Below are 14,135 nucleotides of genomic sequence, written 5' to 3' on the forward strand. Positions count from 1 at the left end.
AACAATCCTTACTAGTAGCTTAATTTATTATGTCTAACTTTTTGGGGTCAGATCAAAATCAGCCTCTTTTATATTTAAATTATTTATATTTTAGATAGTAAATAGATAACATATTTTTATAAGATTCTTCTTCCTTATTAAGTGGAGAATATTGAACTATAAGATTTCCTTTATAATCAAAGCTAATATCTTTAGGAATTTTTTTATTTTCATTATACTTTTCTTTAAAAATCAACTTTTTATTTTTCTTTATGCTATAAAGTGAGACATTAGCTTTTTTATCTAAAAAAGCTAATTTATCTTCTTTTAGACTATAACGATTAATAGTACCTATTGTAGGATCAAACTCTTCATACTTATTCTTATTGATATCATAATATCCAAAACTTTGATCTTCCCATTCATTAAGATCATTAAAGTTTATCGAAAATATTTTATTATTATTATACTTAGCATAACTAGGATATAAAAATTCTGCTGGATATACTTCTAGTACTTCTCTACTGATATCATAAGCTTTATAATACGGTTTTCCATCTGTCAAGTCTGACCATATTATTTTATTGTCTTCCATATATAAAGAAGTGTTATACGCATCTACATTGTTTAACCCTTCTATATCCCTATAAGTATTAGTATTTAAATCAAGAATACGTATAAATCCTTCTTTATTTATATCCATGTGAACCCATACTATATAATGATCATAAAGATACGGTAGTTGTTTTTTGTAACTGTTAGCTTCAAATACTTTTTGGATTTTCCCAGTCTCCATATTCATCGACATTATATTCCACATATGTCCACCAGTATTTGAATCAACCCATACTAGCCAATCCTTATTTACTTCAATACCTTCTATTGCTGACTCATTGAAATTAGACTTATAAATAGTTCTTGCCTTTTTAGTATTAACATCCATTTTGACTATCTCGTTTAAAAATCCACTATTCTTACTATTTGTAGAAAAGTATAGTTCATTATCTCTTAAAGCCGGACTATTTACTTTTTTATAGTTCAAATCCAAGTTAAATACTTCATATCGTATATTATCAGCACTAGACTTAATAATGTTCTTTTTTACTACAAATATCACTATGATCATTAGTAAACAAGTTAGAAAAATTAATTTTTTTCTCATAAGCATGTCCTCCTGTGTTACCTTTTATAATAGTTAAATTGACTTTAAATCACAATGCTATAATTAATTTTACACTTGTTTACATATAATTCCAATACTTTTTTTTAAATTACTCCAAAATTATTATTTTATCTCCAGCTTTTACCTTACCACCTTTTAATACTTTAGTAAAGATTCCTTCATTAGGCATTACACATTTTCCTATTTCTTTAGCTATATTACACTTGCTATGACATTCCTTTCCTATCTGAGTAACTTCTTGTATTGTTTCTCCTATTTTTAATTTAGTTCCTATAGGTAACTCATATACAATTATTCCTTCAGTAGTAATATTTTCTGCAAATGCTCCATAATCTAATCCTTCTACTCCCATATTTTTCATTTTGTTTATACTTTCTATTCCAAGTAAACTAACTTGTCTATGCCATTTTCCTCCATGAGCATCTCCTTCTAATCCAAAGTCCTCTATAAAGTTCCCTTCATTTATTGGACTCTTAGATACTCCTTTTTTATCACTCTTATTTATCTGTAAAACTTTTCCTTCTATTTTCATAATTTATTCCCCCTAAACTAGGTAGTATTATTAACTAATTAATTACTCATTTCTTAAATATTCACCAGATTTTCCTCCGGTTTTTTTAATTAATCTCGCATTACTTATAACCATATCCTTATCTACTGCTTTACACATATCATATATTGTAAGACTGGCAATTGTTACTGCTGTTAACGCTTCCATTTCTACTCCAGTCTTACCTATTGTTTTTACTTCTGACTCTATTTCTATTTCATCTTCTAATATATTAAATCTTATATCTGCCCCAGTTAAAAATATATTATGGCACATAGGTATGAGATCACTTGTTTTCTTTGCTCCCATTATTCCGCCTATTTGAGCTACAGAAAGAACATCTCCCTTTTTTATAAGTCCTTCTTTTATCATTTTTATAGTTTCTTTTTTCATCTTTATAGAACATTTTGCTATCGCTACTCTTTTAGTATCATCTTTTTCTGTAACTTCTACCATGTGAGCTCTTCCGCTTTCATTAAAGTGAGTAAATTCCATAATCTAACCTCCTATTTGAAACATACTTTTGTTAGTATATACTCCTTTTTCCAACTGATGTTCCTCTGGTTTCTTTAGTATTGCTTCTCTTATTACCTTTTTTAAATCTTCTCCATCTCGAAGTGACTTTCTTAAATCTATTTCTTCATCTGAGTGAAGACAAAGCTTTAATTTACCTTGTGAAGTAAGTCTTAATCTATTACAGTTACTACAGAATTTACATGACATAGGACTTATAATACCTACTCTCCCTTTTCCATTAGGAAGTTTATAGTAAGTTGCTGGAGATGAAATATCTTCACTCTCTACCTTTACTAGTTCCTTCACTTTTTCTAAAACTATGTTACCAGATAAATAGCTGTTTTTATTCCAATTTAGTCCTTCACCTATAGGCATAAGTTCTATGAATCTAACATCAATTTTTTCAGCTTGTGTGATATATACAAAGTCCTCTATTTCATTTATATTGAACCCGTCTATCAATACAACATTTATTTTTATTGGATTGAGTCCTACTTTTTTAGCTTCCTCAATTCCATCTAATACATCTTTCAAATTTCCAGTTCTAGTTATATCTTTGTATTTCTCTTCATTTAGTGTATCTAAGCTTATATTAACTCTATCTAAACCCGCTTCTTTCAAATCTTTAGCATATTTCTTTAAAAGTATTCCATTTGTAGTCATTGATAAATCTTTTACCTTATCAAGACTTGATATCTTTCTTACTAATTCCACGATTCCATTTCTTACTAGTGGCTCTCCACCTGTAATTCTTATTTTTGTTATTCCTAGTGAAACTAAATTTTTTGATATTTCATATATTTCTTCAAATGTCAGTACATTTTCATGATTAATCTTATTGATACCATCTTCTGGCATACAGTATTTGCATCTTAAATTACATAAATCAGTTATAGATATTCTTAAATAGTTTATATCCCTTTCGAACGAATCTTTCATAATGATCACCTACTTATCTTAAGTTTAATATTTATAAAGATATAACTTCACCTATATTTGATATTTCATATCCGCCTAATTCTTTAATTTTACTCTTAAACTCTTGAGATTTTATTACATCTATAAAGTTCATAATTTTTTTATCATGTAAATATTCAAAAGAAGTTAAAAAATCATATTCCTCATAGGTAACTTCTACAAAGTCTAAATCTAAGGCCTTAGCTGATGATAATACTCCTAGTGCAGCATCAGCTCCTCCAGTTTTTACTGCCATAGATACAGCCATGTGAGTATTCATTTCTCTATCATATCCTTTTATTCTATCAGGATTTATATTTAATTTTTTCAAATTATAATCTAGTAATATTCTCGTACCCGATCCCTTTTGTCTATTAATAAATGTTATATTATCTTTAATAAGATCATTAAAATCCTTAATATTATGAGGATTACCTTTATTTACTATAAAGCCTTGGATTCTTTTAACACCTTTTATAATTGCCATTTTTTCATTAGGAAAATATTTTTTTACATAGCTTATATTATATTCTCCTGTTTCTATATCTAATAAATGTATAGGGGCAATGTGACATTCTCCCCTTTTCATTGCAAGTATACCGCCCATACTTCCTACATGTCCAGATGATAACTTAGTCATATCAGATATTACATCCATTATCAAATCATGGCTCCCTATTGAAACTAAAGTATCCTTTATTTTACTTATTGGCTTTAGTAGCTTTACATCTACAGTTTCTCCACCTTCAACACCTTCAGTATTTCGAGGTATTGTAACTATACCATCAGCTTTTACCAGACTCATAGTTACTCCTGCTCCTCCAGTTAAAGGAGTTGCGATAAGCCTATCTTTTACTACTCCTAAGTTTACTCTAACCAATTCTTTATTTTTAAATGAAGATACTATTCTTTTGGATATAATTGCTTGTTCAATTTCTTCCTTTTCTTCTTCTTGACCAGTATATTTATATATAATAGGTTTTACAAATGTTTCAAATACAAGGTAGGAGGATACAGGGTATCCAGGTATCCCTATTATAGGTTTATTATTAATTATACCCAGTATTGTTGGCTTTCCTGGTTTTAGTGCAATTCCATGAACTACTACTTCACCTATCTCCTTAATAATTTTCACTGTAAAATCCTTTGTTCCAGCAGATGATCCTGCATTTATTAATATAATATCGTTTTCTTCTGAACACTTTAGTATTTCTCTTTTTAATATGTCATAATCATCTTTTACAGGCCTGTATCTTTTTGGAACTCCTCCATATTCTTTTATAAGGCCTTCAAATACTAGGGAATTAGAATCAGATATTTTACCTACATCTACAGTATTTATATCTTCTACTATTTCTGAACCTGTAGGAACTATCCCTATATTAGGCTTTTTATAAACCCTAACCTTTTCTATACCACCACATACCAAAGCACCTAAGTCTATTGGTCTTATTTTATGTTTCGATGGTATTATCATTTCTGTAGCTACTATATCTTCTCCTATAGGTCTTATATGTTGCCAAGGATAAGCAGATTTTATTATTTTTATTTTTCCATCATCTAAGTTTATAACCTCTTCTATCATTATAACAGCATCAAATGGTGGTTCTATAGGATTTCCTGTATTTATATATTTATAATCTTTACCTTCTTCTAATATTTTAGGCGTAGATTCTGTAACGCCTACCATATCTTTTGACTTTACTAATATTCCGTCCATAGCTGCGGCATTATAGTGAGGAGATGACTTTTTTGCATATACAGCTTCATATGTTATCCTTCCTAATGCATCTACAGTATCTACTTCTTCCCAGTCTATATTTCTATATATTTTTTTGAAATAAAGCTCTTTTGCTTTTCCTACGTCTATGTTATCTATATAAACATTTCTTTCTTCTTTTTTCATATCACAGATTCTCCTTATCAGCTTCTATAGAAGGTAGACTTCCCTTTCTTCTCCCTTGTATACCCCTTCTTCATCAGAATGTATAACTATATATCCATTTGAACTTGACAGTAAAGTAATCATTCCTGATTTTCCAAATCTAGGAGTTGCATATAGTTTCCCATCTCTTTCTTCTAATGAAACCATCTGATACGTTGTCTTTCCTGGTGATGAACGAAAATTAAAATCAATTATGGCTCTAGTTTTATTCACCTGATCCTTTATATTCATAAGTTTTTTTATAATAGGTTCAACAAAAGCTTTAAACACTACTATAGATGATACTGGGTGACCAGGTAATCCAAATATTATCTTTCCATTGGCATCTCCTACTATAGTAGGCTTTCCTGGTTTTATAGATATTCCATGTACCAAAACTCCTTTACCCTCAAATGAATTTATAACATCATGAGTAAAGTCCCTTGTTCCTACTGAACTTCCACCTGACATTATTACTATATCTGAAGTATCTAATCCCTTTTGAACCTCTTCTTTTAGCATATCAAAATTATCTTTAACTATCTTTTTTTCTACTACTTCTCCACCTATTTTTTTTATTAGTGAATATAGTGCATAACTATTTATATCTCTTATTTTTCCTTTTTCTATTTTTTCATCTATATCTACAATTTCATCACCAGTAGATATAATATAAAATTTAAGCTTGTTGTATACTTTTACTTTAGATTTTCCAAGAGATGCTAATGCCCCTATGTCCTGAGGATTTAACTTCTTTCCTTTTTCTAGGACTACATCTCCATTTTTTGTATCATCACCTTTAAATATTACATTTTCCCCTGATGACACAGGCTTGTATACCATTATATTACTATCATCTAACCGCTCTACATGTTCTATCATTACAACTGAGTCTGCTCCTTTAGGTATCATGCCACCTGTAGGTACATAAACTGCATCTCCAAAGTTAACCTCGGCTTTAGAATCTTCTCCCATCTTTACTTCGCCTATTAAATTCAGCATACTAGGTATAGTTTCACTAGCTCCATGACTATCTCTACTTTTTATTGCATATCCATCTACAGATGATCTATCAAATTCGGGAACACATATATCAGAAACTATATCTTCAGCTAATATACGATCCAAGACATTTAAAATATCTATATTCTCAGTGTCTATTTTATAATCTCTAAAGTTTTTTATAACTATTTCTCTACCTTCTTCAATTGACACAACTTTGAAAAATTTCAATTTAGAATCCTACCTTTCCATTTTCAATATTTATTATTTCATCACACATTCTTTCTGCTTGATTTAAATTGTGAGTAACTATAACTATAGTAGAATTTTCTTTTTTATTAAATTGTATCACTTTTCTCTCTATCATTTCTAATGATTTCACATCTATATTTGAAGTAGGCTCATCTAGAAGAAGAAGTCTTGGTTCAAAAACTAAAGCTCTAGCTAATGAAACTTTTTGAGACTCTCCACCTGACAGAAGATTAGCCTTCTTATTTACTATGTTTGTTATTTCTAGCTCTTCTAATATATTTCTCACTTTATCTTTTATATCTCTTTCTTTGAATCCTCTTAATTTTAAAGGATATAGGATATTTTCATACACAGTTCTCTTAAATAAATAAGGCTTTTGACTTACTAATGTTATATTTTTATATATATTTTTATTTAATTTCCTATCATCATATCTTATATCACCAGTAAAAATATCATCTAATCCTGCTATTATATTAAGAAGTGTACTTTTACCAGCTCCATTTGGTCCTAATATACCAGTTATTTTTCCTGAATCTATTTTTATCTCGTCTATATTTAATATATTTTTTTCATTATAATATTTTTTTAAATTTCTTATGTGTACATTCATGTTAATCCTCCACATTGTAGGAATATATGATACTATTTATTCCAAAAGAAATTATAAGCAGAACTATTCCTAATGCTATTGCCATTGGATAATCTCCCATTGAGTTTAACATAGAAATTGACGTTGTTATTACTCTTGTATGTCCTTTTATATTTCCTCCAACTATCATAACTGCTCCAACTTCTGATATAGCTCTTGAAAATGATGTAACTATATTCATAAATATATCTACTTTTAATTCCTTTATTATAAGTAAAATTATATGAAATGTATTAGCACCTAATGTAGTTCCTGTCTTCTTTATAATATGTCCTCTACTTTTTGACATATTATATGTCAGTCCTAATATAAGAGGTGCGACTAAAACTGTTTGAGCAATTATCATAGCTGTAGGTGTATATAGAATATCAAGAAATCCTAAAGGTCCTCTTCTTGAAAGTAGTATAGCTATGAAAAGACCTACTATGACTGATGGGATACTCATAAAAGTATATAAGATTCGAGATAAGAGCTTTTTCCCTTTAAACTCCTTTATTCCTAGATATATTCCTAAGGGAATACATACTGTAGATGATATTATTGTTGCAAATGAAGAAACAAATACTGATAGTCCAATAATACTATATACTTCCTTATCAAAGCTTAATAAAAGTCTTATAGATTCCTTTATTCCGTCTAGTATATAGTCCATAACATACTCCTTTAACAAATTAAATTAAAATAATATAGTAAAAATTCTAAATCTTGTACTAAATAGCTAAACTTATATACAAAATTTAGAATTTTACTATGTTTATACCCTAAAATCTATTTAGCATTTGGTATAAATAAAGATTGTCCAAATTCTTTTTTACCATACTCACCTATTAATTTTTGAGTTTTCTCTGAAAGTATCCATTCTTCAAATTCTTTTGCACCGTCTTTATTTATCTTTTTATTTTTATTAGGATTTACTGGTATAATACCATATTGATTATAAAGATTATCTTCTTTCTCTATTACTATGTCTAAATCTAAAGTGTCTTTTAATTTTAAGTATGTTGCTCTATCTGTTATCGTATATCCTTGTTTCTCACTAGCTATCTTTAATACTTCTCCCATTCCACTACCTGCTGATACATACCATTTTCCTTCTGGTTTTAAATTAGCAGTTTCCCAAAGCTTTAATTCTTTTTTATGTGTACCAGATTCATCTCCTCTTGATACAAAAGTTCCTTGTTTATCAGATATTGTTTTTAATCCAGCTACTATATCATTTGGTGAATTTTCTTTTAATTTTAGTGGATCATTTTTAGGTCCAACTAGTATAAAGTCATTATACATTACATCATGTCTTTGAAGTCCATGTCCTTCTTTCACAAACTTTTCCTCATCTGATTTAGCATGAACTAGAAGTATATCTGCATCACCATCTTCACCCTTTTTTAATGCTTGACCAGTACCAACAGAAACTACTTTTACATCTATTCCTGTTTCTTCTTTAAATTTAGGAAGTAAATAATCTAAAAGACCACTATCTTCAGTACTCGTTGTAGTAGCAAGTATTATACTACCTTTTTCTTTTTTATCACTAGTATCTTTGCTCTTTTCTTGTTCATTTTTTGTAGTTGCGTTTTTATTTTCTTGTTCATTCTTATTGCTATTACTACATCCAGCTAATAAAGAAAATGATAATAAAACACATAAAATAACGCTAAGTAACTTTTTCATCTTGTCCTCCTTATATATGCTCTAGTTCTTTTAAGTTATATGTATATTGAGTCCTCTTAATTTCTTGAATTATAATACTCTTATAAAAAGCATTTTTTTTAGAAAATAAGAGAAAAATCAATGAACATACCTAATAAAATTTCTTGTAATAAATGTCACAGCTTTTAACACTGCTATAAATGTCTATTATATTTTTATAATTGTTTTGATAGATTCTCGTATTTATATATAAAAAAAATAGTCCTTATGAAAAGGACTATTTTTGAGTATGCATAGTTAACATACTCAAACCTTCCTTTCCAAGAGTGGGAGGCATAAAAATTTCTCTTTATACCCATGGGCCTAACTTCATAGTTTAAACCTTAGAAGTTTAGACTCGGAAAATTTGAATATATATTCATTTTTCGGCCTCTAACAAAACCTATTAAAGTTATATTAAGATCTTTAGCCATTTCTACAGTTAAATTAGTTGGAGCTGACCTTGATATTATAGCTGGTATTCCCCTTTTAGCTACCTTTATTAAAACCTCTGAAGATATTCTTCCACTTGTTAAAATCATTTTATCTTTTAAGTCTATATCTTCCATTAAAGTTTTTCCTAGAATTTTATCAAGTGCATTGTGTCTTCCTATATCTTCTTCAAATATTAATATATTGTCCTTATCACATAAGGCACAACTATGAACACCACCTGTTTTTAAGAAAAGTTCTGACTCTTTATTAAAGATTCTTATAAGTCTTATAATATCTTCCTTGTCTATTTTAAAGTCATGTTTTATCTTCTTAGATTTAAAAGAGTCTATGACATTATAAAAAACTGTACCTTTACCACAACCTGTAGTTATAGTTCTTTTACCATATAGTTTTTCTTTTAAGTTTGTTTTATTTTTAGTATATACATAAGCTATACCTTTTTTATGATCTATTTTTACGTCTAATATATCTTCTTTTGTACCTATAAGACCTTCTGAATGTAGGAACCCTATAGCTAGATGTTCTAAAGAACTTGGTGTACAAAGAAGAGTTATAAACTCATTATCATTTAGAAATATTGTAAAAGGATATTCAACTATAACTTCATCTGTTTCTTCAGCTACATCGTTATCTTTTATTCTTATAATATCAACTTCCTTAACTTCGTTCATAATATCGCTCCATTTAACTTTAATTTGAATAGTTTTTTATATAATTATCTAGTTCTTCTCTAGTATTTAAATTAATAAACATTTCCCATTTGGGGCTAAATTTTCTTGCTTGTTCTTCTTCTATATATAATGTATCTACCTTTTTTAATAACGAATTTACCGATCTTTTGTCTTCTTTTAAGTGTTCCTCTATTTCTTCAACTAAATCCTTTGAATAAAAACCATTAAACGCCTCTATCCAACCTCCTAGCCTGGTTATACAAGCTTTAGGATTAAGTTCATTTATCTTCTTTTTCATATATCTTATATACTCTAAATTTACGTTAGGCATATCACAAGCTATAAAGTAAGAATACCTACTACTTGCATTCTTAAGTCCTACATGAATACCACTTAAAGGACCCATACCTTTTATTATGTCACTTGTTATCTTATCTGAAAGTCCTACATAGTATTCTGGCTTATTTGTAACTATAACTATTTCTTCAAATTCTTCTTTAAGCTTATTTATGACAATATCCATAAGCCTTCTTTCTTTTATTCTTAGAAACTGCTTATCAAATCCCATTCTGCTACTTTTTCCTCCAGCTAAAATAACAGCCGTCTTAAACTTTTCCATAGTATCTCCTCAACTCTATCTCCCACACTCACTTGTCCTGCCAGTTAGAATCTCTAGTCCATGATGAACTGAATCTATAATATATTCTAAAGTTTCTCTAACAGCTTTCTGACTACCAGGTAAATTTATAATAAGAGTTTTATCATTTCTTATTCCTGCCATAGCTCTTGAAAGCATAGCTCTTGGAGTGATTTGTAAGCTAAAGTATCTCATTGCTTCTGGTATACCTGGAACTAATCTATCTACTACATTTAGAGTAGCTTCTGGAGTTACATCTCTTTTACTAAATCCAGTTCCACCTGTAGTTAAAATAAGATCTACATTAAGTTCATCTGACATATATATCATTTGTTGTGATAACATATCTTTTTCATCAGGAACAATAGTATATTTTTCTACTTTGTACCCTTTAGACTCTACTATTTCGATTATAGTTTTACCACTTAAGTCTTCTCTTTCTCCTTTAGATCCTTTATCACTAGCTGTAATTATACCTACTTTAAACATTTTATCCTCCCCAAGGAAGTGTCATATATTCCTTTATTCTTCTATCATATTCTTCTTTAAATATAGACTCATGACCTGCTTCCCAATTTGATAGTGTTTCAAAAAGTTCTTTTATAATAGGGTCATCTGCTTCTTTAGAAGCTTTTTCATAAAACTCTTTAAAATCTCTTTCAATAAGATAAGCCATTCTTAGTATAGTTATATCTGGAACATCACTTTCCTTTAAAGCTTCATCTATCTTCTCTTTTTTTGCTCTTTCTTCGAGAATATCTTTATCTGTATTTATAAAATTTTTATCTATTTCAAATGTGTCATTTTTTATATACCTATCTAAATGTCTCTTTAAAAAATTATAGTGTTCCATCTCAATATCAGCTAAACTTAAGAATAATTCTTTGGCAGTTTCTCTTAGAACCTGTTCTGCCTTTTCTTTAAAGAAATTATGACCATCAAGTTCCATTTGCATAGCATATCTTATTACTTGTTCATACTTTTTCATTTTAGCAACTCCTTTGTATTTTTTCTACATTCACTGCTGCAACTTTAAGTTCTGGTATTTTAGCAGCAGAGTCAGCCTTAGTATTTGTAAGGTAATTTGCGGCACCTTCTGCAAAATGAAACGGTATAAACATTACATTATCTTCTACTATATCTGTAACTTTAACTTTTATATCTATGCTACCTCTTCTTGATGTTACCTTAACTTTTTCACTATCTTTAACTCCTAGCTTATTTGCTGTTACTTCATTTATCTCTATATATGATTCTGGTACTTTTTCATTTAACTTCTCTACTCTTCCGGTCATAGTTCTAGTATGGTATTGGTAAAGTACCCTACCTGTAGTTAATATATATGGATATTCCTTATCTGTAGTTTCAGCACTACCTGTATGATAAACTGGAAAAAATAATCCTTTCCCTCTTGCTATGGCATCCTTGTATAGATATTTAGTACCTGGATGATCTTTATCTAAACATGGCCATTGTATCCCTTCAGTTTCTATCCTATCGTAAGTAATACCGCCATATTGTGGTGTTACACTTGCTATTTCTTCCATTATCTCTGAAGGGTGTCTATATTTTTGGGGATATCCTAGCTTATTCATAATCTCCATTAGTATCTGCCAATCTGCTTTAGAATCTCCTATTGATTCAATAACTTTTCTTACCCTTTGAACTCTTCTTTCTGTATTTGTAAATGTTCCATCTTTTTCAGCAAATGATGCTGCCGGTAAAACAACGTCAGCTAATTCTGCAGTTTCTGTTAAGAATATATCTTGAACAACTAAGAAATCGATCCTTTCTAATGAATGTTTAACATGATTTATATCAGGATCTGATAACATAGGATTTTCTCCCATTATATACAGCATCTTAACACTATCAAGTATTTCGGACATAGTCATTCCTACTTCTCTTGGTAAACTAACACCCCAAGCTTTTTCAAACTTTTCAGCTATCTCTTCTTTAAACACTTTTTGATATCCTGGCAAGTCTGACGGCAGTCCTCCCATATCACAAGCACCTTGTACATTATTTTGTCCACGAAGTGGATTTACTCCTGCATTTTCTTTACCTACATTTCCACACATAAGTGCTAGGTTTGATATTGCCATTACAGAGTTTGTTCCTGTTATATGTTGAGTTATACCCATTGCATAATATATTCCTGCTTTATCTGATTCTGCATACATTCTAGCTGCTTTTATGATATCATCTTTATTTACACCACATATCTCTGCTACCTTCTCAGGTGTATATTCTATAAGAGATTCTTTAACTTCTTCAAAGTTTTCAGTTCTTTCTTCTATATAATCTTTATCATAAAGTTCATTTTCAATTATATAGTTCATCATTCCATTTAAAACTGCTATGTTAGTTCCAGGCTTAATTTGTAAGAATATATCAGCTTTATCTGCAAGTTCTATTTTTCTAGGATCAGCTACTATTATTTTAGCTCCCTTTTTCTTAGCCTGTTTCATTTTAGTTGCTATAACTGGATGATTCTCTGTAGTATTTGAACCTATAATAAATATAACATCTGAATCAAGAACTTCATTTATGCTATTTGTCATAGCTCCACTTCCTAATGTAGTTGCAAGTCCTGAAACTGTAGAAGCATGACAAAGACGAGCACAGTGATCTATGTTATTAGTTCCTATGGCAGCTCTAAATAGCTTTTGGAATAGGTAGTTTTCTTCATTTGTACATCTTGCTGAAGTAAATCCACCTAAAGCATTAGCTCCGTATTTTTCTTTAGTTTCTTTTATTTTTGAAACTATCAGATTAAGTGCTTCTTCCCATGAAGCTTCTTCAAATTTACCATTCTTCTTTATAAGAGGAGTTTTAAGTCTATCTGGATGATTTATAAAAGGATAACCAAATTTACCTTTTACACATAAAAGTCCATTATTAGATGGTCCTTTATATGGTTTAGAGTCAACTACTTGGTTTCCTTTAGTTATTAGCTCTAATTGACAACCTACTCCACAGTAAGGGCAAGTTGTTAAGGTACTTTTAGTTTCCCATTCTCTAAAGCTCTCTCTAGACTTAGGCATTAGTGCTCCTACTGGACATGCTGATACACAGTTTCCACATGAAACACAATCTGAATCTTCTAGTCCATTTTTAGATGGAGTACCTACATGAGTTCTAAATCCTCTTTCATTTAATCCTATAGCTGATGTTCCCTGTAAATCACTACATACTCTAACACATTTACCACATAAGATACACTTATTTGGATCATGGTAATAAAAGTGATTACTATCATCTATTGGTAGGTTTCTTTTTTCACCTTTATAACTTCCTGCTTTAACATTATAATCATAACAGTAATTTTGTAATTTACAGTTACCTGATTTTTCACAAGTTAAGCAGTCATTTGGATGATTTGAAAATAAAAGATCTAGAATATCTTTTCTTGCTTTTATTACTTTTTTACTATGTGTTTCTATATTCATACCATCTTCTACTTTAAGAGAACAAGATGTTATAAGGTTTCTTTTTCCTTCAACCTCAACAACGCATAATCTACAAGAAGAATCTGGCTCTAGTCTTTCATCGTAACATAAAGTAGGTATATCTATTCCATTTTCTTTACAAGCTTGAAGTACCGTAATATCCTCATGGACTTCATATTGCTTTCCGTTAATAACTATATTTACCATATCTTTCT

At 29.5% G+C, this 14,135-nt stretch carries 14 protein-coding genes and 1 riboswitch; all 14 genes read right to left on the reverse strand.

Features of this window, described 5'->3' with window-relative positions:
- Positions 1 to 79: 79 nt before the first annotated feature.
- Entirely contained in the window at positions 80 to 1,141 is a 1,062-nt protein-coding gene (locus CLPU_RS14265) for a hypothetical protein (RefSeq protein ID WP_050356351.1), read from the reverse strand.
- Positions 1,142 to 1,250: 109 nt separating this feature from the next.
- Positions 1,251 to 1,694: an MOSC domain-containing protein gene (locus CLPU_RS14270; protein WP_050356352.1), complete on the reverse strand. Its 444-nt coding sequence runs from the start codon at positions 1,692 to 1,694 to the stop codon at positions 1,251 to 1,253.
- A gap of 42 nt (positions 1,695 to 1,736) precedes the next feature.
- On the reverse strand, positions 1,737 to 2,207 hold the full coding sequence (moaC, locus tag CLPU_RS14275; protein ID WP_050356353.1) for a cyclic pyranopterin monophosphate synthase MoaC: 471 nt from the start codon (positions 2,205 to 2,207) through the stop codon (positions 1,737 to 1,739).
- Between the two features lie 3 nt (positions 2,208 to 2,210).
- Positions 2,211 to 3,167: a GTP 3',8-cyclase MoaA gene (gene moaA / locus CLPU_RS14280; RefSeq protein WP_050356354.1), complete on the reverse strand. Its 957-nt coding sequence runs from the start codon at positions 3,165 to 3,167 to the stop codon at positions 2,211 to 2,213.
- Between the two features lie 31 nt (positions 3,168 to 3,198).
- Entirely contained in the window at positions 3,199 to 5,091 is a 1,893-nt protein-coding gene (locus CLPU_RS14285) for a molybdopterin biosynthesis protein (protein ID WP_050356355.1), read from the reverse strand.
- Between the two features lie 24 nt (positions 5,092 to 5,115).
- The gene (locus CLPU_RS14290; protein ID WP_050356356.1) at positions 5,116 to 6,342 is read right to left on the reverse strand and encodes a molybdopterin molybdotransferase MoeA; all 1,227 of its coding nucleotides are present in this window, start codon (positions 6,340 to 6,342) and stop codon (positions 5,116 to 5,118) included.
- 1 nt (position 6,343) lies between these two features.
- Positions 6,344 to 6,976, reverse strand: coding sequence for an ATP-binding cassette domain-containing protein (locus tag CLPU_RS14295; RefSeq protein ID WP_050356357.1), 633 nt, complete (start codon positions 6,974 to 6,976; stop codon positions 6,344 to 6,346).
- 1 nt (position 6,977) lies between these two features.
- Positions 6,978 to 7,667, reverse strand: a complete 690-nt coding sequence (locus tag CLPU_RS14300; protein ID WP_050356358.1) for an ABC transporter permease — start codon at positions 7,665 to 7,667, stop codon at positions 6,978 to 6,980.
- A gap of 116 nt (positions 7,668 to 7,783) precedes the next feature.
- Positions 7,784 to 8,686 (reverse strand): ABC transporter substrate-binding protein, encoded by a 903-nt coding sequence (locus CLPU_RS14305; protein WP_050356359.1) that lies wholly within the window; start codon positions 8,684 to 8,686, stop codon positions 7,784 to 7,786.
- A gap of 276 nt (positions 8,687 to 8,962) precedes the next feature.
- Positions 8,963 to 9,080: riboswitch (molybdenum cofactor riboswitch) on the reverse strand.
- Positions 9,049 to 9,831 (reverse strand): formate dehydrogenase accessory sulfurtransferase FdhD, encoded by a 783-nt coding sequence (gene fdhD / locus CLPU_RS14310; RefSeq protein WP_050356360.1) that lies wholly within the window; start codon positions 9,829 to 9,831, stop codon positions 9,049 to 9,051. It overlaps the preceding riboswitch by 32 nt.
- Before the next feature lie 19 nt (positions 9,832 to 9,850).
- Positions 9,851 to 10,450 carry a molybdenum cofactor guanylyltransferase gene (locus tag CLPU_RS14315; RefSeq protein ID WP_050356361.1) on the reverse strand — a complete coding sequence of 200 codons (600 nt, stop codon included), beginning with the start codon at positions 10,448 to 10,450 and terminating at the stop codon, positions 9,851 to 9,853.
- A gap of 15 nt (positions 10,451 to 10,465) precedes the next feature.
- A complete protein-coding gene (locus tag CLPU_RS14320; protein WP_050356362.1) occupies positions 10,466 to 10,957 on the reverse strand; it encodes a MogA/MoaB family molybdenum cofactor biosynthesis protein in 492 nt (163 codons plus the stop codon).
- A 1-nt stretch (position 10,958) separates the two neighbouring features.
- The gene (locus CLPU_RS14325; RefSeq protein ID WP_050356363.1) at positions 10,959 to 11,456 is read right to left on the reverse strand and encodes a ferritin-like domain-containing protein; all 498 of its coding nucleotides are present in this window, start codon (positions 11,454 to 11,456) and stop codon (positions 10,959 to 10,961) included.
- A 1-nt stretch (position 11,457) separates the two neighbouring features.
- Positions 11,458 to 14,127 carry a formate dehydrogenase subunit alpha gene (gene fdhF / locus CLPU_RS14330; RefSeq protein WP_050356364.1) on the reverse strand — a complete coding sequence of 890 codons (2,670 nt, stop codon included), beginning with the start codon at positions 14,125 to 14,127 and terminating at the stop codon, positions 11,458 to 11,460.
- Positions 14,128 to 14,135: the final 8 nt, after the last annotated feature.

Origin of the sequence: Gottschalkia purinilytica (assembly GCF_001190785.1) — a bacterium.
Taxonomy (GTDB): Bacteria; Bacillota; Clostridia; order Tissierellales; family Gottschalkiaceae; genus Gottschalkia_A; species Gottschalkia_A purinilytica.

Coding starts and splice junctions, on each gene's coding strand:
- moaA (WP_050356354.1), bottom strand. CDS start 3,167: ATGAAAGATTCGTTCGAAAGGGATATAAACTATTTAAGAATATCTATA.
- CLPU_RS14295 (WP_050356357.1), bottom strand. CDS start 6,976: ATGAATGTACACATAAGAAATTTAAAAAAATATTATAATGAAAAAAAT.
- CLPU_RS14300 (WP_050356358.1), bottom strand. CDS start 7,667: ATGGACTATATACTAGACGGAATAAAGGAATCTATAAGACTTTTATTA.
- moaC (WP_050356353.1), bottom strand. CDS start 2,207: ATGGAATTTACTCACTTTAATGAAAGCGGAAGAGCTCACATGGTAGAA.
- CLPU_RS14270 (WP_050356352.1), bottom strand. CDS start 1,694: ATGAAAATAGAAGGAAAAGTTTTACAGATAAATAAGAGTGATAAAAAA.
- fdhD (WP_050356360.1), bottom strand. CDS start 9,831: ATGAACGAAGTTAAGGAAGTTGATATTATAAGAATAAAAGATAACGAT.
- CLPU_RS14285 (WP_050356355.1), bottom strand. CDS start 5,091: ATGAAAAAAGAAGAAAGAAATGTTTATATAGATAACATAGACGTAGGA.
- CLPU_RS14325 (WP_050356363.1), bottom strand. CDS start 11,456: ATGAAAAAGTATGAACAAGTAATAAGATATGCTATGCAAATGGAACTT.
- CLPU_RS14305 (WP_050356359.1), bottom strand. CDS start 8,686: ATGAAAAAGTTACTTAGCGTTATTTTATGTGTTTTATTATCATTTTCT.
- fdhF (WP_050356364.1), bottom strand. CDS start 14,127: ATGGTAAATATAGTTATTAACGGAAAGCAATATGAAGTCCATGAGGAT.
- CLPU_RS14265 (WP_050356351.1), bottom strand. CDS start 1,141: ATGAGAAAAAAATTAATTTTTCTAACTTGTTTACTAATGATCATAGTG.
- CLPU_RS14320 (WP_050356362.1), bottom strand. CDS start 10,957: ATGTTTAAAGTAGGTATAATTACAGCTAGTGATAAAGGATCTAAAGGA.
- CLPU_RS14315 (WP_050356361.1), bottom strand. CDS start 10,450: ATGGAAAAGTTTAAGACGGCTGTTATTTTAGCTGGAGGAAAAAGTAGC.